24 protein-coding genes and 1 pseudogene are annotated in these 24,714 nt (G+C 39.1%); 3 read left to right on the forward strand and 22 right to left on the reverse strand.

Features of this window, described 5'->3' with window-relative positions; all coding sequences use genetic code 11:
• Positions 1–208: 208 nt before the first annotated feature.
• From CLOL250_RS13190 to CLOL250_RS00355, 3 genes are all read right to left on the reverse strand, one after another.
• Positions 209–1,720, reverse strand: a complete 1,512-nt coding sequence (locus CLOL250_RS13190) for a DUF975 family protein (protein ID WP_008399823.1) — start codon at positions 1,718–1,720, stop codon at positions 209–211.
• Positions 1,721–1,746: 26 nt separating this feature from the next.
• Positions 1,747–1,923 (reverse strand): hypothetical protein, encoded by a 177-nt coding sequence (locus CLOL250_RS00350; RefSeq protein ID WP_008399824.1) that lies wholly within the window; start codon positions 1,921–1,923, stop codon positions 1,747–1,749.
• 259 nt (positions 1,924–2,182) lie between these two features.
• A complete protein-coding gene (locus CLOL250_RS00355; RefSeq protein ID WP_021943313.1) occupies positions 2,183–2,437 on the reverse strand; it encodes a heavy-metal-associated domain-containing protein in 255 nt (84 codons plus the stop codon).
• A 450-nt stretch (positions 2,438–2,887) separates the two neighbouring features.
• Here CLOL250_RS00355 and CLOL250_RS00360 point away from each other — a divergent pair, with 450 nt between their 5' ends.
• Complete coding sequence (locus CLOL250_RS00360) at positions 2,888–3,694, forward strand: LytR/AlgR family response regulator transcription factor (RefSeq protein ID WP_008399826.1); 807 nt, start codon at positions 2,888–2,890, stop codon at positions 3,692–3,694.
• Here the strand turns inward: CLOL250_RS00360 and mutY are convergent.
• The 6 genes from mutY to CLOL250_RS00390 form a co-directional block, all read right to left on the reverse strand.
• Positions 3,677–4,729, reverse strand: a complete 1,053-nt coding sequence (gene mutY / locus CLOL250_RS00365; protein ID WP_044944518.1) for an A/G-specific adenine glycosylase — start codon at positions 4,727–4,729, stop codon at positions 3,677–3,679. The genes CLOL250_RS00360 and mutY overlap by 18 nt on opposite strands.
• A 113-nt stretch (positions 4,730–4,842) precedes the next feature.
• Entirely contained in the window at positions 4,843–5,082 is a 240-nt protein-coding gene (locus CLOL250_RS00370) for a hypothetical protein (RefSeq protein WP_008399828.1), read from the reverse strand.
• Between the two features lie 6 nt (positions 5,083–5,088).
• Positions 5,089–5,715 carry a metallophosphoesterase gene (locus CLOL250_RS00375; protein WP_008399829.1) on the reverse strand — a complete coding sequence of 209 codons (627 nt, stop codon included), beginning with the start codon at positions 5,713–5,715 and terminating at the stop codon, positions 5,089–5,091.
• A gap of 73 nt (positions 5,716–5,788) precedes the next feature.
• A complete protein-coding gene (gene bsh, locus CLOL250_RS00380) occupies positions 5,789–6,763 on the reverse strand; it encodes a choloylglycine hydrolase (protein ID WP_008399830.1) in 975 nt (324 codons plus the stop codon).
• 626 nt (positions 6,764–7,389) lie between these two features.
• A complete protein-coding gene (gene metF, locus CLOL250_RS00385) occupies positions 7,390–8,259 on the reverse strand; it encodes a methylenetetrahydrofolate reductase [NAD(P)H] (RefSeq protein ID WP_008399832.1) in 870 nt (289 codons plus the stop codon).
• A gap of 13 nt (positions 8,260–8,272) precedes the next feature.
• A complete protein-coding gene (locus CLOL250_RS00390; RefSeq protein WP_008399833.1) occupies positions 8,273–9,019 on the reverse strand; it encodes an NERD domain-containing protein in 747 nt (248 codons plus the stop codon).
• A gap of 180 nt (positions 9,020–9,199) precedes the next feature.
• On the opposite strand from CLOL250_RS00390, the gene CLOL250_RS00395 reads away from it, so the two are divergent.
• The gene (locus tag CLOL250_RS00395; RefSeq protein WP_008399834.1) at positions 9,200–10,522 is read left to right on the forward strand and encodes a sodium-dependent transporter; all 1,323 of its coding nucleotides are present in this window, start codon (positions 9,200–9,202) and stop codon (positions 10,520–10,522) included.
• 21 nt (positions 10,523–10,543) lie between these two features.
• On the opposite strand, the gene CLOL250_RS00400 is transcribed toward CLOL250_RS00395, so the two are convergent.
• The 4 genes from CLOL250_RS00400 to CLOL250_RS00415 are packed head-to-tail and all read right to left on the reverse strand — an operon-like array spanning position 10,544 to position 13,446.
• Complete coding sequence (locus tag CLOL250_RS00400; protein WP_008399835.1) at positions 10,544–10,834, reverse strand: hypothetical protein; 291 nt, start codon at positions 10,832–10,834, stop codon at positions 10,544–10,546.
• A gap of 45 nt (positions 10,835–10,879) precedes the next feature.
• Complete coding sequence (locus CLOL250_RS00405; protein ID WP_008399836.1) at positions 10,880–11,767, reverse strand: phosphatidylserine decarboxylase; 888 nt, start codon at positions 11,765–11,767, stop codon at positions 10,880–10,882.
• 21 nt (positions 11,768–11,788) lie between these two features.
• Positions 11,789–12,409, reverse strand: coding sequence for a CDP-alcohol phosphatidyltransferase family protein (locus tag CLOL250_RS00410; RefSeq protein WP_008399837.1), 621 nt, complete (start codon positions 12,407–12,409; stop codon positions 11,789–11,791).
• On the reverse strand, positions 12,403–13,446 hold the full coding sequence (locus tag CLOL250_RS00415; protein WP_008399838.1) for a lysylphosphatidylglycerol synthase transmembrane domain-containing protein: 1,044 nt from the start codon (positions 13,444–13,446) through the stop codon (positions 12,403–12,405). Before CLOL250_RS00415 ends, CLOL250_RS00410 begins: the two co-directional genes overlap by 7 nt.
• 339 nt (positions 13,447–13,785) lie before the next feature.
• On the opposite strand from CLOL250_RS00415, the gene CLOL250_RS00420 reads away from it, so the two are divergent.
• Positions 13,786–15,141, forward strand: a complete 1,356-nt coding sequence (locus CLOL250_RS00420; protein ID WP_008399840.1) for an MATE family efflux transporter — start codon at positions 13,786–13,788, stop codon at positions 15,139–15,141.
• A 2-nt stretch (positions 15,142–15,143) separates the two neighbouring features.
• On the opposite strand, the gene CLOL250_RS00425 is transcribed toward CLOL250_RS00420, so the two are convergent.
• The 9 genes and pseudogenes from CLOL250_RS00425 to CLOL250_RS00460 form a co-directional block, all read right to left on the reverse strand.
• On the reverse strand, positions 15,144–17,867 hold the full coding sequence (locus tag CLOL250_RS00425) for an AAA domain-containing protein (protein WP_008399841.1): 2,724 nt from the start codon (positions 17,865–17,867) through the stop codon (positions 15,144–15,146).
• Positions 17,868–18,221: 354 nt separating this feature from the next.
• A complete protein-coding gene (locus CLOL250_RS00430; protein WP_008399842.1) occupies positions 18,222–18,839 on the reverse strand; it encodes an HNH endonuclease in 618 nt (205 codons plus the stop codon).
• 163 nt (positions 18,840–19,002) lie between these two features.
• Positions 19,003–19,362 (reverse strand): hypothetical protein, encoded by a 360-nt coding sequence (locus tag CLOL250_RS00435; RefSeq protein ID WP_008399844.1) that lies wholly within the window; start codon positions 19,360–19,362, stop codon positions 19,003–19,005.
• 158 nt (positions 19,363–19,520) lie between these two features.
• Entirely contained in the window at positions 19,521–21,230 is a 1,710-nt protein-coding gene (locus tag CLOL250_RS00440) for a hypothetical protein (RefSeq protein WP_008399845.1), read from the reverse strand.
• Between the two features lie 23 nt (positions 21,231–21,253).
• Positions 21,254–21,637, reverse strand: a complete 384-nt coding sequence (locus CLOL250_RS00445) for a C-GCAxxG-C-C family protein (protein ID WP_044944522.1) — start codon at positions 21,635–21,637, stop codon at positions 21,254–21,256.
• Positions 21,638–22,117: 480 nt separating this feature from the next.
• On the reverse strand, positions 22,118–22,672 hold the full coding sequence (locus CLOL250_RS00450) for a TIR domain-containing protein (protein WP_008399848.1): 555 nt from the start codon (positions 22,670–22,672) through the stop codon (positions 22,118–22,120).
• A 56-nt stretch (positions 22,673–22,728) separates the two neighbouring features.
• On the reverse strand, positions 22,729–23,358 hold the full coding sequence (locus tag CLOL250_RS00455; RefSeq protein WP_207665980.1) for a hypothetical protein: 630 nt from the start codon (positions 23,356–23,358) through the stop codon (positions 22,729–22,731).
• Positions 23,359–23,379: 21 nt separating this feature from the next.
• Positions 23,380–23,658 (reverse strand): annotated as a pseudogene (locus CLOL250_RS14345) (TIR domain-containing protein); the annotation flags it as partial.
• A 150-nt stretch (positions 23,659–23,808) separates the two neighbouring features.
• On the reverse strand, positions 23,809–24,702 hold the full coding sequence (locus CLOL250_RS00460; RefSeq protein WP_008399852.1) for a macro domain-containing protein: 894 nt from the start codon (positions 24,700–24,702) through the stop codon (positions 23,809–23,811).
• Positions 24,703–24,714 lie beyond the last annotated feature (12 nt).

Raw genomic sequence — 24,714 nt, forward strand, 5'->3', positions numbered from 1 at the left:
TTATTTTCTATTCGGTTCGCACGCTTATTTATCAGCAGTCGCCCAAACTCGTCCTTACGGACTCAGACATGGGCTTGATGCTGATAGCCAGTGCAAACCTCATAACGAAAATACGCTAATGTCATAGTTAGAAAACACCTGACTACCATATAAGAAATACAGGTGAAATGTTACATATATAATCATCTGTCGGAGGGGATTCGTTTCCTTAGTTATAGGTTCCACCTACGCCGGATCCGGCATTGAAGCCAAATAACGCACAACAGATCAGGTCGATGATAAAGGCTGTGCTTAAGACAGCGCAGATCAGGATCTGTGTTTTCCGGCTCTTCTTATGCATAAAGCGGCTGAGCTTCGGCGCCGCGATATAGACACCGAACAGACTTCCGATGCCAAATGCAAGTAAGCCGACCAGACAGATCCTTCCATTTAAATTCATGAAGAATTTCTTATAATTCCAGTAGTGGGAATTAAAGAAGAAATCCAGGATCCAGCTTGCGATATATTCGAGCACGCCACAGATACCCATAGACATCAAGAATAATTTCAATTTATCTGCCTTAAACCGGTCTAACAGGAAGATAATAACGACACCCCCGACACCATAGATCGGAAGCCACGGTCCATACATTGTTCCACGGTTTACGAGCTCATGATCCCTGACGATGTGGAGCATAACCTCCCACACCCAGCCGACAAAACAGAATGAGAAGAAGAAAAAGATGAAATCTGTCAGCCGGTATTCACTCTTGATTTTGATTCCCTTTGGTACTTCTACTGCTGCATCCTGCAAGAGATATACCGGCACAGCAGTTTCTATACCTTTACAGTATGGTGCTCCGTCAAATGCACGCTCAACAAATGCTTCACTGTCAATTCTCTTTCTAAGATGAAAATACATCTCCACGTCGATCTCTACATCAAACGGTACTGCTACTAACAGACCGGCAATCGGAACAAGCTTTAACAGCATAACAGGAATACATGACAGATCTGTTACGAACATCTTCCATTTGTATCCATTTGTCATTTCTTTGGATAAAGCTTTTGCCTCTTTCCAGCTAAGTGTCTGATTCTCCGCAACAAGATACGGGATCATCCGGTACTGATAGAATTTGTATATACCACCGACGATCGTAAGATTCCATAAAAACAGAACCACCTTATATACGAACATTGTCCAGATCAATCTCAATAAATGTTTAAAATGAAATGGTGCAAACATACGGTTGATCGATACTTTATCACTGTACCGGCACTCCATCGCATACCGATTCTTTCCAACGATAGCTGCACTCTGAATGAAGAAATGCACGATCATCATAATAAATGCGGATAACAGAAGTGCAATGATCACTTCTCCGGCATTACGTTCCAGATAGGCGGCATTTGCGCCTAACAGCTTAATGATCCATGTCTGACTCTTGGAAGCAACATCGATCAGTCCGATCACAAAATCCGAATGTATAAACGGAACATCCTTTACAATCGGTGTATTTACGGCATAGTCTTTTAAGATTTCCACGTTACTTGCTACATGCGAAGTATCCAGTCCGATTGCCTTGTCAATCCCATTTACAAATGTCGACTGTGCAAATTCATCGACACCTAAAAATGCAAAGATGAAGCAGACTGCAACCAGTGCAAGCCACGCCATCGTTCCACGCTTAAACACCGTGTTCCACGCGCCTTTTCTCAGTTCTTTTCGATTCCAGTTCATATTCTTATGCTCTCCTCCAGCTCTGCTTACTGTATAATCTCATACTGTAACAGCTCGTAGTGCAGCTTCGTTCCCTCTGCGATCCCATTCGGCAGCAAGGCTCTTGCAACCAGCTTATCTTCTTCGGAACCATCCAGATTCTGCAGATGCGCATATTCTCCATCAATCTGTTTTACAATATAATCACATACTAACATTTCCATATCTCCTATCAAAAGCGTTAGCCTGATTATACTATCTCTTTCGACAAAATTCTATCTTTATATACATTTTGAAATTTACAAAAAACTTCGCAATCAAAATAAACTGCCTGTACGCATGCATTTAATCATTAGACAAATATATCCACCCGGAAAAGAATTATGTGTATCGAATAGAAAATGCATTGATATTTTCAGAGTGGATATATCTGTCTAATGTTATACTGCTTATAAACAGTTTATTTTGATGGCGATATTTTTGCTACTTGCCAAAATGGAATAAGCCCTTTTTCTCATATGGCTCACTGGTTGCGGAAAGCATCTCATAACCGATATCCTTGATTGCCTTCTTTGCAGCCTCGGTATCGATATTGTCCTCGCTGATGATCACCGTTTCCCCGCTCTTGGCAGAAGAAGTTACCTTTTTTACCTTGAAATTCTTACGGATCACATCATTCATGTGGGCTTCACACATACCACACATCATTCCATCAATTTTTAAAGTTGTCTTTATCATCTCAATTCCTTCTTTCGTATTCATTATGTCGCATTTAATATATACCCCACAGGGGTATATGTCAATTCTGTTTCTATTATATTGAGAATTAATTATCGCTTAATCGGATGTTACTTCACAAATCACTTTTTGAAAAATCATGCTGTATAAAAAGGAAAAACCGGCAGTCCCTAATCTGCCGGTCATCACCGATATCCCCACATCGGTCTCACGCTCTTTTCTTTATACTAAATTCCCAAATGCACTGATCTATTGTCGATCATAGTCAAATTATATCACCCTGCACCACTTTTTGTACACTAACCAAACGGATAGTATTTGCCATTTATTTCATTTATTTTTATCTTTTTTACCTTTTCTTATCCAATCATATATACACGCACTGTCCAATTTGCGGGTTGTATTTTTATATTGTTCTGATTAAAATATAAAAAAAGAAAGGAGCTTCCCATGACAATTCAGGATTTTGTTTCTCTTTCCGGTGAGGTATTGACACAATATTATGACAACAACATTACACCATTTCTCGATGCATGCCATGAAGATGTTCTGTGGATCGGTCCTGCCGAAAAACAGGTGATCCGCACAAAAAAAGCGTTGGTTAACGCATTTCTGTCTGAACAGCACGAATTAAAATTTGTTCTTCATGATCTGGTTATTACCCCTCTTGCTACGACCAGCAACCGGGTAGTTGAGATCATTATGTTCTTTATGGTTGATACGATATGGCCTGATAACAGCATGAATCGGGTTAATCAGAGGATTCATCTGTCCTGGATCATGAACAACGGAGTTCCTCAGATTCGGCTCTGCCATATCTCAAATGCTATCTCTTACGATGAACGAGATACCATCTATCCGGTGCATTACGATTCCAAATTCCGCGGAATGCCGCTTGCCGGCGTATCCCGCTCGGAACGTTTGTCGTTTAAGGGTACAGATAAATCTCTGCTTTTTCTGAATCGGAATCAGATCCTGTACATAGAATCCCATGGCAGACACTCCAATATCCATACAACCTCCAATTCTTACGAGATTACAGAAAGTCTGCTTTCTCTGGAAAAACGCTTCCCGGATTATTTCCTGCGTTGCCACCAGAGTTATTTGATCAATCCTGATTTCGCATCATCAATTGAACGTTTTAAACTTACAATGTCCGATGGCTTTGTAATCCCAATCCCGGAAAAGAAATATACTCAGGTAAAACGTTTGCTTCTGGATTTTATTAACGCCCGGTCATCAGGCACCGGAATTTAAAAGATCTTTAAACGGTGCAAATGCTGACGGAATCGCAATCTCCTGCTTCAGCTCTTCTAATGTAACCCAACGAAGATCTTTCGCCTGCTGTTCCATACATTCCATATAAAAGGCTTTCATATGCCATTCTACATGGGAAAAAATATGTGTATATGTTGTCTCCATCCAGATTTCTTTTGGGTGGAGATTTTTTGACGTTACATACGAAAGGATCTCCTGTGTGCTGTAGCTTCCAGGAAGATTCGGGAATTCCCACAATCCATGTAACAACCCTTTCTCTGTCCGCTTCCGTATCGCAACCTTATCTTCATACCGAAGCATCAGCACCGCTTTTTCTTCCACTTTCCGTTTCTTCTTTGCTTCACGAACCGGATACTGCTGCCAGGAATCATGCTTATGAGCTTTACACAATTCCTGTAGTGGACACACCTCACATTTTGGCGCACCATTTGGCAGACAGATTGTTGCTCCAACCTCCATCAGACTCTGTGTCAGCATATCGCAATGTCCATACCGGTACACCTGCAGAAGTTCCTCCCGGATTTTCTTCTTTACTGCCTGCTTGTCGATATTTGACGGATCTTCCATCACTCTGGTATATACCCGGAGAACATTTCCGTCCACCGCAGGAGTTGGCAGATCAAAGCAGATCGAGCCGATCGCTCCCGCCGTATATTCTCCGATTCCCGGCAGACTCAGAATCTCATTGTATTCTGCAGGGAAGTTTCCCTGCCATTCTATCACCACTTCTCCTGCTGCCTTTTTCAGATTTCTTGCACGGTTATAATATCCAAGCCCTTCCCAAAGTTTCATCAGGCGGTCATCATCTACCTCTGCCAGCGCCTCGATCGTCGGAAGCTCCTGCAAAAACGTTCTGTAATATTCTTTTACTGCTTCCACTCTCGTCTGCTGCAGCATGATCTCCGACAACCATACATGATACGGTTCTTTATCTTTTCTCCATGGAAGATCTCTGGCATGCTCCGGATACCACACGATCAGATTGTCCGCGATCTGCTTATATACATTCTGCATAAACTCATTCCATCCTGTTGCGTTTTTGTATTTTATCTCTATCAATGACCGGAGCGGCAACTTTTCATTTTTTTGCCGTTCCGATCATTTTAATAAGAATAATAATTATATACTTAAAATCTTCTTCCGCCCATACCACACATAGGCTTTTCTTCTGTCTCCGGTGTTTCTACTACATAATTTGTGCGAAATGCAGCATTTACTTCTGCAATTTCTTTCTTGCCGTCAATGTAATCTCTGAAATATTCCATCAAATTCATACCGGAATTCTCACAGCCTTCTTCTTCCTCCCACTGTTTTACAAGTGCAATTCGTTCTGATTTTGTTGTGTCTTTAATTAATGTACTTTTCATCTGAAATTACCTTCCTTTTTTCTTTTTTTCCGGAATCTCAATCCCTCTTGCTTCTAACAGTTCCTTCAATGACTGTGGCTCATAATTCATATAAGGCTGCATACAACCGACATTGATCGCCAGGAAATCCTGGTCTTCCTCATGAAGATCCTTGCGTTCATTCAGCCGCTTTATGCAGTCCTGAAAAAACACATCCTCCGGGGATCGGTGTGTATGCCCATACAACAGAATATTCCCTCTATGCTGACCATTCCAGAACAGGATCGGATAATGACAAAGCACCAGCTTATATGCATTTCCTCGAATGTTGTCTGTAATCTCTTTGTAATTACAAACCTCCTCAAATAACTGCCGGAGCCTGTAATCTGACAAATCATCATGGTTCCCATGCACAAGGATCTTATGTCCTTTTAACTGCGCAACCAATGCGATCAATTCTTCACTTTTTCCCCGCTTACTGATGTCGCCGAGGATATAGACCGTATCTCCGTTTGTCACCTTCCGGTTCCATCTGGCAAGCATATCGGCATGCATTTCTTCCAGTGTCTTATATTCTCTTTCGTCATATCCGCTTCCGCTGCCTGCGAGCTGGCTGGCACAGCAGAAATGCAGATCACTGATATAATAATTCATTCTGTGTTTTCACCTCGCAATGCCTCTATAACATTTTTTCTCCCACCATTTTACATTCTGCCAAATAGGTGTGTCAATTCATCCAGTGGATCTGTTCTCCCTGAACCAGTGGATATCTAAAAAGCTCGGAACCATCCAGATCACAATGGTGCATATCCACACCTGTGATCTGGTGGTTTTCGTATGTTGTATAATAATAGATTCCTTTATCTGCATTACAGCAGGAGGTGTAGAGCGTGATCTCATACTTGCCATCTGTCACTTCACAGCATCCACGCTGCTGATCAACCGATCCAAGAATATGGAAGAACTGGCTGATACTCTCCGCCTCGCTGTCGCCAGATTTTGAATTCATTTTTGTAAATGCGACCTTTGCAAATCGTGACGCTGACGACAGATCACCCGGCAAACCAAGTGCACCCATGCCCCTGCTGTAAGACTGTAACTGCAGCTGCTCTGCGAAAGTATTTTCCGGCTGCTTCGGAGATAAGCCCTGATAATTATTCAATAAAAACATCTGTGTCTCAAATGGTGGATTGTTCGTGAGAACTCCGACCGGATTCTCATGTATATGCATTCCATCCGCCATACACTCAACTGTGATCGCAGCATTTCGATCTGCTATGATCCAGTGTAACTGTGCCGATGGAAGCTGTTCGCTGAAAGGTGTTCCGACCAGATTCATCCGGTCAAGCAATGCCCGTACCTCGTCCAGATCCGCACACTGTCCAAGTATCCACGGGATGAATTCAAACTGCGCAACATTATCCCTACCAGCTTCTACTGCCTGATAAACTGCATTTCCAACAAAATTAAGTCCCGCCATACCGACACCCTTTTCATTGATCGCATCATAATAAAGCGGATATTCACCTGCCACATGCGCCATGCCAATGATCGCATAATGAGAATCCCTCTTTCCCATATGACGAAACTCAAACGGGAACTTTCTCGGTGTCACCGTAATCTCATCCCCGTAAGAAAATTCATAATCTAATGTTCTGCCAAAATAAAAATCCTTCGTTTTATACGTCGCTGCTGTACACATCTATAATCATCATCCTTTCCTGTTTTCTCAATTTTACAATCTTGCACTCACCAGATTCAAAATTATATTCTTATTATTTTCATATACTACACATGTTACTATTAGTATTCGCATAAAACAATTATATATTTATAAACAATGTAAAAATGGCATTCCAATGAATAATTTGTCTGATGCCAATATTCATTTATTATAACATGGCATCAGCGAGGATTTCGTTATGACATGCACATTGCCAGTAAATGTGGGTGCTTGTTTGAGCCCAAAGGGCGAGTTTGCACAGGAGCATTTACGAATCAGGCATGTGCATGGAATAGAAACCACAGCGAGCCATTTATAATAGATGAATACTGGCATGGGGCAAATATCATTGGAATGCCATCATTCACTATTCTTCCATGTATTCAATATAATCTGTTTCATCCGCAAAAAGCTGGTATCTTCCATCTACATATCCCATATAACCTTCCGTTACAAAATATCCTTTTATCATAATGCCGACCTCCTGTACATTTGTTCTGCCCTATAAAGTTCCGATTTTCTTTGAATTTCCTGTATTTTTTATACAGTCAATCCGTTTATGGCTTTATATTACAGTTTTATATGCACAAAAAATCGTACATCTTTTAAACCGGCAAAATATCAGACAGATTTGCCTGAATTCCTGCTGCCACCTCCGGCTTGTTCATGGAATATACATGAATGTGCTTTACGCCATTTGCCAGAAGATCTATGATCTGATCAGTCGCATAAGCGATACCTGCCTGCTTCATTGCAGCTTCGGTATCTCCAAACCGGTCAACAATATTCTTGAAACGTTCCGGCACGTTGCAGCCGGATAATTTGACGGCATTTTTCACCTGAACCCGTTTCGTGATCGGCATGATTCCCGGAATCACCGGCACAGTAATCCCTGCTTCTCTGATACGATACATGAAATTAAAGAAAATATTGTTATCAAAAAACATCTGTGTAGTCAGATATTCACATCCCGCTTCCACTTTCTTTTTCAGGTTTGCAATATCATCCTGTTTGTTTGCAGAATCCGGATGAACCTCCGGATAACAAGCTCCGCCCACACAGAAGTCTCCGCTCTCTTTTATTAATTTTACCAGCTCCGATGCGTGGGCAAAATCAGTAAATACCTGTCCATCATAATTCTTTGGAATATCCCCACGAAGTGCCAGGATATTTTCAATCCCTGCATTTTTCATTTCAGAAAGTGCTGTCCGGATGCTATCTTTATTTGCGCATACGCAGGTCAGATGCGCAATCGTCGGAACTCCGTATTTTTCTTGAATCTCATTTGCAAGCTTGATCGTATGTCCTTTTGTGCTGCCACCCGCTCCATATGTAACACTCATATAACTCGGCCGCAATGCCGCAATTCCAAGTGCCGCAGCTTCCACACTTGCAAAATCTGTATCCTTCTTCGGCGGAAAAACCTCAAATGACAATGTTGCTTTCTCCTGCCCTATAATATCTCTTATCTTCATGTATTTCCTCCTGTCATTTCATCTCTTTTGTATATCTGCAGTTGGGATAATTCGTGCATCCCAAAAATTTACCATATTTTCCTCTTTTATATACTATTTTTCCGCCACATTTAGGACAGATCCGCTGAACTTCCTTATTATTTTTTCTGATATTCTGCGCTTCCTTAATTCTCTTAACATGTCCAACTCTCAGGTCGCTAGATGCTTCATTAATTGTCTTTATTCGATCCGCCAACTGTTTGATTTCATCTTGTGTAAAAACAGGTTCTTTATATGATTTAATAACCTTTTTCACCTGTAAGATATGAACCACATAATCTCTACTTTTTACTTTTATTGTTGAATTTGCTGAAAAAGCAACAATGGATATAAATTTTTCTTCCGACAATCCCAATATTGTGCTCAAATTTTTTATATGACCATAATTCTGTCGTATTGGATTATAAAATTTATATTTTTTACCATACATATTTTTTGTCCATTGCTCAGCATATGGACTTCCTGTAATCCATCCTTTATAATTCTTCGTCTCAATTACAAAAATTCCATATAAAGAAACAACAATATGATCAATCTGAGTACTTCCCTTTTCTGTCGGCAGCATCACATCATTTAAAATAATATAATCACTATCTGGTAATGTCGCTAAAACCACCGATACTTTCTTTTCCCCGATTATTCCTTTAACCTTTGCCTGCAGCCATCCAACTAATATACCCGCTACAGCAAAACCTATTATAACCCAAATTGGCCAGTTCATAACATACCTCCCCTTATACTTTTCTCGGATGCCCCTATTATATAAATTCTACGGTAATATGACAATAACAACATTCTTTTCTGCCGCATTGCGAAAACTTTCGAAAAGTTTGCTGGCGTAATCCCACATTTTCCTGTATAGTATATGGGTATGTAATTTGTTTGGAGGAGTTATCAAAAGATGAAAAAACGTGAATCATTCAACAACAAATGGGGATTTGTCCTCGCCTGTATCGGCTCAGCGGTCGGCATGGGTAATATCTGGATGTTCCCAACCAGAGTATCCCTCTATGGCGGAGGCTCTTATCTGATCCCTTACTTCATATTCGTTATCCTGATCGGATTCACCGGTGTGATCGGCGAAATGAGTTTCGGACGTGCTACCAAATCCGGCCCGGTCGACGCTTTCGGCTATGCCTGTGGAACAAAGGGCAAACGAAAGCTTGGCGAAATTCTTGGATTTATACCGGTACTCGGCGCGCTTGCCATGGCGATCGGCTATACTGTCGTAATGGGCTGGATCTTAAAATATATGATCGGTGCATTTACTGGTTCAACACTTGCACCGGAAAATGTAGAATCCTTTGGTGCCGCATTTGGCTCAACCGCTTCTGCATTCGGCAATAACCTGTGGCAGATCATTGCACTCGCTGTCGGCATTATCATTCTGATGTTTGGTATCGGAAACGGAATCGAAAAGGCAAATAAGATCCTGATGCCTCTGTTCTTTATCCTGTTTATCATTCTTGCGATCTATACCGCCTGCCAGCCGGGTGCTGCCGAAGGATATAAATATATCTTCCGGATCGAGCCAAAGGTTCTCGCCGATCCAAAGACATGGATCTACGCACTTGGCCAGGCATTTTTCTCCCTGTCTGTTGCCGGAAATGGGACACTGATCTATGGCTCTTATCTGCCGGACGAAGAAAATATACCGGAAGCTGCCGGACAGGTTGCTTTATTTGATACGATCGCTGCGTTACTTGCCGCCCTCGTTATCATTCCGGTTATGGCAACGACCGGTGCGCAGTTAGACCAGGGTGGTCCCGGACTTATGTTCATCTATCTGCCTGCCCTGTTCAAATCTATGCCGGGCGGACATATCATCGCCATGATCTTCTTTGTTGCAGTATTCTTTGCTGGACTTTCCTCACTGATCAATCTGTACGAAGCTCCGATCGCAACGATTCAGGAAAAGCTCGGATTAAATCGTAAATTATCCTGTGGTGTGATCGCAGGAATCGGCGTGATCGTATCCATCTGTATTCAGGGAATCGTATCCGGCTGGATGGATGTTCTGTCCATCTATATCTGCCCGCTTGGTGCAGGACTTGCCGGAATCATGTTCTTCTGGGTATGCGGTAAGAAATATGTAGAGGAGCAGGTAAACCTTGGACGTGAAAAGAAGTTAACCGACAAATTCCTGCCAATCTGCAAATATATCTATTGCCCTATCTGCATTCTGGTTTTAATACTTGGAATCGCATTAGGCGGAATCGGCTAAAACAGGGATAAAATCTCGGCATTACTCCTCGTCATTAGGAATGCCATTCGCCAGATACTCATTCCACCTGGCGTTGTTACGCTCCAGTTCTTTTTTCTGTATGATGCGGTTGCGGTCTGTGAGGATCGCGAGCATCTCATCTACGACCTCCTCCATAGGAAGGGTCTGATAATGTGACAAATAGCCGATCATACGACCGGCTGTAAAATCTGTATTCAGATTCTGTGTTATAACCTCGCAGAATTCCACCGGATAGCCCCGGTCAAGCATCATCTGATATAGGTTTTTACTTGCTTCTGATCTTGGTTTCATTTATGATCACCTGACTATTCTTTCGATATATATCTGCATATCCAATTATGCATCCAAACGGTTCGCTGATCGTCCGATCTGCTCTCCCATTTTCACCAGTGTTTCCATTCCTGATCCGGTATGTTCCAATAAATCCCGATCCGGTATCACGACATTCTTCTGTGTCAGCAGAATGATCGTTGAACCGCCGAATTCAAATCGTCCTTTTTCAACACCCTTATGAACAAATCCCAAGCCTTGCTGATTATTACTGATCTTACCAACCATCAATGCCCCGACTTCCATCTGAAGAAGCGTTCCAAACCGCTCCGTCTTTATCAGACAATACTCTCTGGAATTCATCTTGTAGATCGGACAGACAGCATTTGCAACCGGGTTCACCGTATGCAGAATTCCTGCTATCTTACGCTGTTCGGATTTTCTTCCATCTGCTGCATAGCAATACCTGTGATAATCATCTACCGTCAACCGGATCACATAGATATATCCGTCCAGATACCGCTTAGCCAGCTTCTTATCTTTCAACAACTGTTCCAATGTATACTCGGTGTGTTTAATAAGAAAATGTCCGTTTTCATGGATCTTATACACACTGACCTTTCCATCACTTGGGCTGACCAGCGCATTTGCATCCGGGTTAACCGGTCGTTCTTCTACTCTGATCTTTCGGGTGAAAAAATCATTATATGAATCAAATGTCTGTTTCTCATATAAGGACAGATCAATGCCATTCTTCTTTACAAACCCTGGAACCGCCAGTCCGGAAATCCGGGTATCCAAAAATGCCCCACCTATACGGGATACTGCCGGTGACAGAAAGGGACGGATCAGGCACCTTGTCACTGCATGTCCGTAGATAAATGCTAGCAGGCAATCCTGACCGGTCTCGCCCTGTCTTTTATGTCCTTTTCGATCTATATATATGATACTCATTTTCTTTTCTCCAATCTTCTCCTACCATATATGGAGCATCCGAAGTACAGCCAACGTTACAACGCCAACGATGATCGCCAGTGTGCGGTTCTTTGGTTTACGGAATTTGAAATTTGTAATAAACAGCAAACCGACCAGCAGTACCAACGCATGAAGGCTGAGCATGAATTCCCGCTTGCCAAGCATCGGCTTAAATACTGCCAGAAGTGGCAGAAGCACAGCCATAGATGTGATCGGAAGTCCCTGATAATATTTACGTTTTTCCTCTGTCTCATCCTGTCTGACTTCCTCAGAAACATTGAACCATGCCAGACGAATCAGGCCTGCCAGCACATAGAATAACAGGATCGCAACACCAGTCAATCCACGCATTCCCATGCGGTAGCAAAGGATTGCCGGTGAAACTCCAAAGCAGACAATATCCGCCAGAGAATCGATCTGGATTCCAAATCGTTTTTCAACCTCTGTACGATCTTTCTTTGTCCGTGCAACCTTGCCGTCAAACATATCGCACAAACCGGAAATTGCCAGACATACAAGCGCCATCCGGCAGTCGCCATTTAACGAAAATAACATACCACCGATGGACACCATCAGACTGATATATGTAAGAATTACTGTATAATCATAAACACCTAACATTTCTCTACCACACTTTTCTTTTTTCTTCCAATAGTAAAATTTGCAACAATCGTAAATATCGCACTGAGGATCAGTTCCGTATAATACCCCAGTCCACGGGACAATACCATACCCGGAAGGAGAAGCATACTTCCAAATACCGGAAGGAAGATATCAAGGAATATCTTCTCACTGATTCCCATTCCGCCCGGAAGCGGCAGCATATCAACTGCAACCGCGATTGAGCCCTGAAGAAGTATCACGGTAAACGCTGATGTTCCTTTTAATCCAAATGCAAGATATACGAACCAGGTTGCTGCAAACAACGCAAACCGCTGCACCATCGTAATAAGAAATACAACGATCAGCACCTTTTTATTTTCCTGCAAATAAACAGCAGCTCCCCGATACTGATCCATCGACTGAACCAGCTTCTTTGCTCTTGACTTTCTATGTTTTAATATATGGATTCTTTCTAACAAAATATGCCCTTTGATCATAATTGACTTCGCAAAATTCGGATGAAATGCAAATACAACCATAATCGCTACACACACCACATTTAATCCCATTCCGAGATAAAACCAGAAGATTGCATCCGATAAATACCGATGTATAAATCCCTGCCCGAAAATCACCAATGCAATACCAAGCAGTACCAGTACCATCTTATAGATAATGGTTATGATCAACAATACCATCGTTGAGATCGGAATCGGTATATCTTCTTTCTTCATATAGTAAACCTGTGCCGGCTGACCACCCGATGCAGACGGAGTAATGCAGCTAAAGAAAAAGCCAACGGATGAAAATAAAAAGCAGGTCCATTTCTTTACCTTTATACCAAGTGAATGCATCAGATAATGAATAATGATAGATTCTCCCCATATGAAGATTATTACACAGATAACGCCGGGAATCAACCAAAACGGGTTCACAGTTTTAATTATTTCGATGATCCGCCCCATATCCTTACCATGAAACACACCATAAAAAGTTGCCGCAAAGATCAGAAGCAAAAAAATTATATTAAATATCCATTTTTTCTTACTCTCCATACGTCCTCATTTCCAATTTCACTGCCTTATGCATGAAGCATTTTTACTGTTTCTTTACCGTGTCTTTGCCAATATCTGTTTCAGTATATCACAACGTTTGAAAAAAATGTTAAATCTGACATTAATATCACATTAATAATATTTAATGTTATATTGCAAAGTATTTTTAATTCCTTATTCACCTTCCATCGCTTATATGACAACACAACTAAAAAACATTACAGAAAAACGTATTTTTTATAATCCAATCTTGACGACATTTGTCGATAGTGTTTAAATAGATTCTGCTTCTAATGTATGAAAAAATTTATTTGAAAATACTACTTTGGGATTATAGATATGAAAACGATAAAGTCAAAAGAAATGGATATGTTAAACGGGGGATTAGTTGGCAAGCTGATCCTTTTTTCACTGCCACTTGCATTCAGCAGCATTTTACAGCAATTATTCAACTCCGCAGATGTCGCTGTTGTCGGCAGATTTGCCGGAGATAATGCGCTCGCTGCAGTCGGAAGCTGTGTGGCTCTGGTCGGCATCTTTGTCAACCTGATTGTCGGTCTGGCTGTGGGACCAAATGCCGTCCTCGCTAATCTGATCGGTCAGAAACAGCGTGACAAGATCAACGATATGGTACATACGATCCTGACATTTGGCACAATCCTCGGACTTGGGCTTATGATCCTCGGCTTTGCCTCTGCCCGGATCATTCTGGAATTATCCGGTACACCGTCCGGTGTTCTTGCCGAAGCACTGTTATATATCCGCATCTATTTCTTAAGCATTCCGTTTATGACCGTTTATAATTTTGGAGCTGCCATTCTGCGAAGCTTCGGTGATACCAGACGACCAATGTTCTATCTTATCATCTCCGGTATCGTAAATGTCATCCTGAATCTGATCCTCGTCATCTGCTTTCATCTGGGTGTTGCCGGTGTTGCCATTTCCACTGTAATCTCTAATGTTATCAGTGCTGTTATGGTCATGGTATATCTTTACCGCAGAGATGATGAGTTTGCATTCCGGTTCAACCGGATGAAGATTGTACGCCCATATCTGCGCAAGATCCTTCAGATCGGTATTCCATCCGGTATCCAGGGAACCATTTTCTCGATCTCGAATGTTTTTATCCAGAGTGGTATTAATTCATTTGGCAAATTTGCGATCGCAGGTTCTTCTCTTGCGCTTAATTTTGAATATTTTACCTATGACATTGCAAATGCATTTGCACAGGCAACGGTCACCTTCACCAGCCAGAACTATGGCGCAGGAAACATCAAACGCTGCAAGAAAGTGTTCTGGTTAAACATGCTGTTTGGCATTGTCTTCACAGAGATTCTCGCAGTTATCTTTATCGTATGGAGTGACTTTTTCGTCGGAATCTACACAAAAAGTACAGCAGTCGCTGCCTATGCTTTGATCCGTATGTATCATGTCTGCTCACTGGAAGGTCTGACCACTACTTACGAGGTTGAAAGTGCCGCTCTCCGTGGTATGGGCAAATCGGTAGAACCTGCAATCTTCACCATCTTAGGAACGGTTGTTTTCCGTCTGATCTGGCTTGGCACGGTCTTCCGCCTGCTGCCAACATTTGACTGGCTGTTGAATGTATATGTGGCTTCATGGATATTTACCGGATGTGCACTGTTTATCGTATATGTAAGACATATGAAGAAGGTGGAGGGGAAGATAAAGTAATCCTATCCCATCACTTCTTCCAACTTTTCAATAATCTGTTGCTTTTCTCCACTTCCATTTGTACAAAACCGCAATAATGGAATTTTATACAACTCAAATATATGATTTTTCTTTGAATCTCTGAAAGCCTGTTTGGATTCTGCCTGATGATATTCATATCCATCGACTTCGATAGCAAGTATCGGCTTTTTACCAAGTCTGCTATATATAAGGAAATCTACATGCGTACCAGACTGGGCAACATATCGCCTTTCTTCATCACTTAACAACTCTGAACTTCTTATTAGTTTATTCAAAGGGAAGTGGCAAACGACATCCAAACTTGCATATTTATTTTCAGCAAGAATATCCTCAATTAAACTATACATTAAGTTTTCAGAATCGTACTTTGACACTTTTGGATGATTCTTCAAATATAACTTTCTTGCTTCTGTATATTGCTTGTACAAATAATCAAATATAGAATAAATTTTGCTATCTGTAACTTCAAAATTATTGTATTGAATATAAGCAACCAAATCTGTTATGTTACGCTCCCGTGTTTGTTCATTTCCTGTTACCACTAATATCAGTCTCTTTTTTGCTCGCGATACAGCAACATTAAGCAAATATGGATCATCAACAAAATCTGAAATCTCATCATCAACGGTAGAAATTATTATATTCTCCTTTTCCCGTCCTTGAAATTTATGTACCGTTGCAATATCTGTATCTAAAATTTCATTACACAATGCTTCCATTTGGTTTCTGTATGGCGTTATAATGCCTGTTTTCTGTAAATCAAGATTACGCTGCGGAATAATTTCATTTTTTATAACATCAATCTGTCTCTGACTATAATGATCTCTCGCATGATTTCCTACAACTGTTTTAACAACTGACAACACATCTTCCTCACCATGATCCTCTGTCATAATTAACAATTCACCATGATAAAATTTTTGATTACAGAAATTAATTATCTTCGGATGACACCTGTAGTGCTCACGCAACATCGTTTGTGTAACATTTGGTATAATTTCTAAAACAGATTGCAAAAAACTCTTGGTATACCGATATCCCTCATCAATTTTAAAATTATTAAATATAGCATCTGCTCTGTTTTTTATATCATTTGGGACAACATTAGGCAACTGCTTCGTATCTCCAACAATTACAACATTCCGTGCACACGAAAGGGCTAATACTCCTGTTGCGATATCAACCTGTGAAGCTTCATCCATAATAAGATAATCATATATTATTTTCGAATTCAGACTGTTTCTGGCTGAAAATGTTGTACTCAATACGACAGGATATTCCGCTAATACCTCCTCCGAATTTTTCCATAAATCATCTTCCGTAAATATTCTACGTTCCGTGTTATTTCCATATCTTTTTGCTATCTGATTTTTTAAAACCAACATAGATTCACTACATAGATTATTTAATAAATTCTGATCCGTATTTTTTAAATAGGTTTCTATTTCTAATATTTCACTTGTTAATTCTTCTTTTCTTGCATAATAATACATAACCTGAAATATTGTAATTACATTTGTGATATCCTGTTTATAAAATTTCCAATCTCCTATCCCATACATAAATAATGACTTCAATTTAATCCATAAACTGATTTTCTGTTTTTCCTCTACAGCCATCTGCCACTCCTGCCATAATTCGATCCATTTTTTCGATGATATCTTTTTCCGGAACTTTATTTTTGCTATATAGATATTCTTTTCCTGTACATATTGATTAAAATATTCCTGTTCTATAAGCATCTGTGAAAGTTCTTGTCTTAATGCAGCCAATCTTTCCTGTTTATCAAATACAGTCCTTAATTTAACAGAATCTTCGTGTATTTTTCTCTGTAACGCAAGAATATCCGTATGTACTCTCCATGATGAAAAGTCAGGATAGTCAATGCTTTGTTGTTCTATAAAACGTTTTTTATTTTCGGAATTACCTAATCGTGCTGCAATAAATCCCATATTATACTCTGGAAAACTCAATTTCTCATATACATTTTCAGTAGCTGAATTATTTCCAGAAACAATCTGAACTGTTTTTCCATCCATTAAAATATTTGCAATTATGTTCAAAATTGTCTGAGTCTTGCCAGTACCAGGAGGTCCCTGAATGACACTGATCTGATTCTCCATCGCCTTTTTCACTGCTGTATACTGACTGTTATTACACCCAAACGGAAAGATTGGAGTATAATTTCCCTTTTTTATTTTATAATTAGCCGGATTCAAGTAATGGGATAATGCTACATATGGGCTTATGAAGGATATTTTCTCATATTTCTTTACCAGTAATTTATCACCTGTTCTATTATTTCTGAGATCACTCAATTCTGCAATCTGCTTCATATACTCAAATTTATTTGCTTCATTACCCTGACTTAAAATGGATTTATCTATGCTAAGATCTCTCCGAAAATAATCGCCTTGTATTTCTTTTTTGAAACAAATATGCCAATATTCCTCTTCTCTACCATTAAAAACATAGATTTCTTCTATATTAAAGAATTCCTTACCATTCCTGCTAATGCGGTATTCAACAGGATTTAAAACCTTGGGATTTGTTAATTTTTCCACTTCATCATACCTATATATAGAAAACCTTCCATCGTTATACCAAACATTCCAGGAATACATTTCTCTATTGTATTCACATAATGCTACCTTGCATGTTTTTATTACACCCTGTATAACTATCATTTCTTTTCTTGTATCCATTTGTGCCTCACTACTTTTATTCGACAATATATAATATAAATTGTCCTTTATTCGCAAAGTATAAGATTATTTATTTCTTTAGGTAATTCTTGCCAGATTTGGCTATTAGACTAACCCACCCCTTATTACTTCTTTTGCATTATAACACATTTCGTATAGTCATACTACCATTTTTAAACTGACAGCATATGCAAATCGCCAGACACCTGCATTCCTGCAGATATCTGGCGACTATTTTTCAAGCATCACTTACACGGACTTTTCCAGCTATGCATTGTTTGTCGCATATGTAAAATATATAAAATAGGTGAAAAGGGAAAAATCCCACTCTTTAGAGGAACTATGCTGCTTTCTCTAAAATGCTTCCAGCCACCATGAGGATTTATTTTGCTGTAGTTCTTTATCTATTTCTTTAATGTTAATCCCCTGCTTTTCTGCTAATGACTTAATTATCATTCTAAGATTTCCTGCATATGTTGCTGTATTCCAGTAATTTTGTCCAAAATGCACACTTGATCTGTCTGCAAGGGACTTGATTTCTTTACTTATATATTCCTGCATTTTTCTTTCATCCAGCTCATTTTCTGAATGATCCAGAATATATCTTAATGCGCTCCGAAATTTATACCCATATATAAATTTATATTCGCGCATTCCCTCACATCCCCAAAATGTATCATAAAACGAAACCCCATAGGCTCTTATCCAGTCCCACATAATCTCCGGATCTGCAACATTCGGACCATCTGCATGGCATCTCTTGCACAAAAGCACCAAATTCTCCGGTTCATCTTTTCCACCTAATGAATCCGGTATAATGTGGCATCGATCCAATGAACGCTCACACCCGCATCTCCAACATCTTTCACCCGCTTCAGCCCAGTCTACACTTAATCCGCATTCGTCCTGATGCTTTGCCCAATATGAAATAATTGCTTCTTTTGTAGTTTTGATTGGTTCTCTTTTGCTCATAAATTAATCTCCTTTGATCTTCACAATGATGATTCAATAGTAACAAGTGTAATGTCCAAATAAGCGGTCATCTACAAAACATTTCCATTCACTATATAAATACTGCAAATCGCCAGACCCCTGCATTTCCGCAGGCATCTGGCGACTGCCTTTCTGGTATCACCTACATCAACACATCTATGACGTAGTGTCCCATCTGATCCACCACCACAGACACCGTCTCGAACCCGGTCTCGAAATCGAGATAGTATCGGTTATCCCTGTGGGTAAACACGACCTCACAATTCATCTGAGAAAGCACAGACATGACTTCCCCAAGATCCTGTTCCGATCTTCGGATCACCTGCTTCTCCAGATTTTCCTGCTGGTTCTTCGACATCTCCAGATAATGAAGATACAACGATGTCTCCAATGTTCGGGAATTACAGATGCTTTTGTGAAAATAACTGCTGACGATCATGTAGAGCACATATGTGGTCTGTTCCTGAATGTTGTTTCTTTTTTCTGTAAATTTGTATGCCATATCAGCACCTCCATTGAAAATAATATAAAAAAGGTATATATCCGGACAGACTTTTAGCCTCGTCCTAATATATACCTTGTCTTTTCAATTATTTTCGATGTTTTTCCATTATATATAAATGCAGATAAATATGCAAGTACTTTTATCTATTTGCACTATTACTCTAAATGAGTGGACCATGTATGCCAGTCATATGGATCGTATTTATTGATATCTATATAATAATCTCCCTTCATTAATTCTTCGATGGTATTATATTCATTTAACCCAAACTCAGCTGATGCGGAAGTTAATGTGCTGTTAACAGGTCTCTGCCATCCTGTAGGATCAAACTTAAATTCTGAACTGCCAAATCCATAGCCCTGAACCTCGCACCTTACATATTTGCCCGGCTCCATAAAAATCAATGTTATCATATGTCCAGCCGAATCATGTGCGATTTTACTTGCAGGAGAATAGTATCGGCTGTAGTCGTTATAAAGTCCATCCTTCCCATCATACGAACAAGACAGTATTATGTATGGATAACCAAGCTCCATCATAGCATTTGCCACCGTTGCCGCACCCCAGCATGAGTACTCCGTATAGGTGTGATTTTGTATCCAATATTTAAGTGCCGTATATGTTTCATAATCTGTCATGTTTGGTGCACATTTAGCAACATCTTTTAACATATCTTTTAGAAGCACTTCGCTTTCATAAATATACACAGGTTCTATGAACGGATTATATCCTCTATATTTTCTGTAGTCATATTCCTTGGCTTTTGAATATCCATTTGATACCAGTGTTACAACCTTTGCATCACCAAAATATACACCTACCGATTGCTTTTTATCCAACAGACAGCTTGCATTTACAAGTATGTATCCAACATAGCCCTGCTTATAAAGGGCCTGCTGCATTTTATCTTCAACCGGCATTTCATTATAATATGTCACCGATATATTTGTTGCTACCTGAACATCTTTTCTGTTCGGAATGTATTGCGAATGTGAAAAACTGCTAAATCCACATTTTTCATTATATTCTGTATGAATTATAAAATTATCCTTCAGCCTCTGCTTAATAAAGATCGGAAAATAGCACTGTGCAAAATTCTTTGAAGTTCTGTCCTTTACATCGCCATCATAACTCGAATAACCGGTATATTTAAAGAATGGAAATGCGTCCTGCTTGTATGCAAGCTCTATCCCATTTACTGTCTTAGTAGTCATATGATAATCTGGTACCGGTACCTTTTTCGTTACTTTAGACCATTTGGAATAATATTTTTTCCCGCCTATTTTCTTATAGGAACGTATGTGGAATGTATATGTCGTCCCATATTCATAAATCTCAACATTGTAGTTGCTATAATAAGCTTCTATTTTCTTCTTTGTTAATTTATTTCCATTTTTCCCATTATTTTTTACTTCTATGTCATATCCATCGATATTCATAGCCGAATTGTCATCCCAGCTAAAGCATAAAGCATCCCCATAATACTCACCGCTCTTAATTGTGCCACTCAGACCTTTTACCGCAGGAACCGCTATGCTATATTCTATGGTTTTGCTTCCTTTTAATTTTTTACCTTTATATTTGCCTTTTAAGGTAACTTTAATTTTGTACTTACCCGGTTTGACGGGCTTTTTAGGATATGTAACCTTATAGTTCTTCGGTTTTAATTTCTTCCCCTTATACTTCACTGTAACTTTCGGTTTAATTTTCTTTCCTGTATAAGCATAAGTTTTTTTACTCGTAGCTACCGTCCATTTCGAAGTTGTACCTTTTGCATAAGTCTCTATATCGGCTCCCTGAAATGCAAATATACCGAATACTAATAAAATAACTACGGCTAGTAAAAGTCCTCGTTTTCCTCTCATATAATGTTTCTCCTCCCAGGGTATTACCTATATTCTTCTATCAGTTCAATGGCTTCTTTGATCATACCGTCACAATGCGGTTTCTTCTGACCGCCCGCCTGTGCATTTGCTCTTAACAGATCAAAGCAATTTATCATACCATTATGATTCTCTTTCATCTTTCTCTGGAACTCTCCTACGATATGAGGATCTGAGATTCCCAATGCGCCAAGTACCATCAGTGCTCCTGTCACAGCTCCACATGTACTGCCTGACTTCATTCCTCCACCAAAATTTGTACCAAGTGCCTTCATCTGGCTCTCCGACAAACCAAGCTCCTCTGCATAGGTCATCATTATCGTTTCCGCACAGTTCGGGCACATCGCATTACTTCTTAACTGCATTGCTTTTTCTATGTGTTTATCCATAAAAAACCTCCTGTTTATCATTTGTATATCTGGATATAAAAATACCCATTTGCCATTGTTTTTAATGAGCAGCATACTTTTCGGTAAAAATCATCTGCTGAATTAAAAAATATAATTGTAAAATTATTATACAAGATACAAATACCATCGCAAATACCTTTTCATCATTTTTTCACATGCCTCAAAGAAAAGCTATCTAAAAAAACAAAACGATGTGAAATAGAGTAGTTGCTATTAGTCGCAAATTAGTAGCAGAGCAAAAGAAAAAGTCTCGGAATTTGCTTATTTAGCGGGTTCCAAGACTTGTGGTTCTTATTCAAACTCTTTTTCGGGTTTACTTTTTCATGTTACTTTATTGTTATTGTGTTTCAAAACCGCATTATTTTGATACGGTTTTGTATCTTATTAATGTGGTTACAAAGCTGCTGTATCCAAATTATACCCAGAATAGCATATAAGCCGAAGCTCGTTTTCACGTTGCTAAACAATACCCCAGCTTTTATACGCTTCCTCTGAGTAAAACCCCAAAGCGCCTCCCTTAGGATACTTTGAATTAACAACAGAAAACTGATTAATCGCGTCAAATATCGGTTCTTTTTTAAACGGTATATGTATACAATGTGCCCTTTCATTTTTTATTCGTTCCGCCAAAGATTTTGTCCACATGCTATTCAATTCAGAAGGTGCGCCAATCTTAGAATACCCTGGATATGCTATTATGATTGGCAACTCATAATAATCAACGGCCTTTTCAATTTCCCAATTAAGAATTCCTCTGTCATAATTTGTCTTATCCGATATAATCAGAAGAAAATTCTTACTCGCTGATAATCTAGTTTCTAATCTGTTAAAAAGCGTTGCTTTTGATGAGCTATCACGTACCTGATAAGTTTTTTCATGTGAATTAGTAAACCTAAAATCTATACTTCCAGATTTATTCCATGCCTTCAGCAAGTTAAAATAATGAATATCGCTTTCTGTAGGATCTGTCGATCCCTGCCCGTCAAAGGCAACATATGTACCTGTTCTGTTCACGTGTGGTTCCTCCCTATAACATTTTCAGGTTCATCAAACCTAATTTTTCTTCTTTATCACTTATTCGTCATTCTCAGGAACAAAAACTGATTGCTATCTTTTAAAGCATCTTCCAATTTCTCCTTGGTGGCGGAACTGTGATTATTTGCTCCATCCCACATCCAATTAACATATAAAAAGCCAGAGCGAAGCCAAAAATAGTAAAACAAAGCTTGAGTTAACCCCTTGTCGTAATATGCGTATGGCAAAAAGGTTTGCTTTCTCGCGGTACGAATGATCTCATTGTCCGAAAGCCCAATAAAATTGGTTTCTATAACTTCTTCTTGATAATCTGCAATAGCCTTTAACAAGTATCTAAAGTATATTTTAAATGAATTGGAAGAAGACTGTTCTTTTTCCATTTTTTTACTCATTTGTTGCTGTATTTGATTTGTTATTCTCTGCACGAACAATAAATCTTGGACTTCGTTTGCATTACGATCAAAGATTCCTTGATATTCTTCCATTTGAGACATTCTTTCCTCATTATTAATAATGTCTTCAAAGCCCCGTATGAGTCTTGCAGAATCATAATACATATTCTTAACTGATAAGTAATCCCTAAAGCGTACTATTCCATCATCACTTTCTATTGAATCTCCGCTTTCCATAAAAAGATTATATCTTGTCAAAGAACTTAATCCCATACTGTATCCCTCTCATCTTTATCATGTGATTACATGGCAATTAGCTATGCCGCTATTACTATCAACTATATCTGACTTCTTGTCGTAATCTGGATAAATTACAATTACCGGTAAACCTTTTGTACCTATTCCGTAATTCATTTTCTCCCTCAATGCACGACTATTGGCAGTAATGGAACTTAAAAATAAAATAATGTTCTTAGAATTGTCAAGTCTTGTATGAAGTCTAGGCTTAAGAGTCTTTTCCCAATCACTACCATCTCGCACATTATATGTCTTATCATGTGCATCATTAAAGGGAAAACTATTATCCCCTCCACAATCTTAGCATATTGTAGTAAACAAAATCATGTGTTGAATTTGCCCCTAAATTACTTTCACTAAATGGTTCCGAAACATAAAACGCACTATAATTTGCATTTCGATATGACATATTAAATTCCTCCTTTACTATATGTCTAATGTTACTTTATCTTTATCTCCTTTATATATAACAACATCAACTTCTCCATGTATTTTATCTCCATACAATTGAAATAACGATGTTATTACTCTCAGTGAATCATTATGTGACAATCCTGCTCTCGAAAGGTTTGTTCCCATCAATGGAATTACCAATCTATGCCCTTGACCATGTTGATCGTAAAAATTAAGAAGTGATTTTATGCACATTTCTAAATCATCGACAGAAGTATGAGCGATATTATCTTTATCGTATTCCGAAATTGCAAGTAACAAAAAGGTACTATTGTTATTTCCCCTAATCATCGCCACTGTACCTAACTCATATACTTCTCTTTTCCCACGTTCCTTATCTTCGTCAGCAATAATACTTTTGGGCACTAAATTTTGCATTTCCAAGCAATTATGTATCTTGTTGTCTATTTCTTCTATAGTAAATCCCTTATTAACCATTGTTTTTATCCATCTTCCATGTAGCGAATTAGGTGATACCAATGGCTTTGAACATGTTGATATATCTTCATCTACAATAGTGTCAAAACATGAATTAACCGGAATTACAAATAACTTTTCTTCCTTGTTCCTTTTGTCAAACCCATCTTTCATAATATCAGAATAACATACTTTTATTTTCCCAGATGGACTTTCCCAAATTGTCTTTGTTCTCTTAAAAATACACGTCCATAGAATTGCAAGTATGAGCGCAAGCACACATAATAATATTATTATCACACATTTATATCGTGTTGACGTAATGCGTATATCATCCCAAGTCCAAAACAAAAAGAAAAGCGATAATATACTTGCAAATGTACCAATACACTTAATCCACGTTTTACCTATGAACTCCAAATTTTGTTTTATCACATTTACTTTGTTCATAATATAACTTTC

It is taken from the genome of Clostridium sp. L2-50 (assembly GCF_000154245.1).
GTDB lineage: Bacteria > Bacillota > Clostridia > Lachnospirales > Lachnospiraceae > Coprococcus.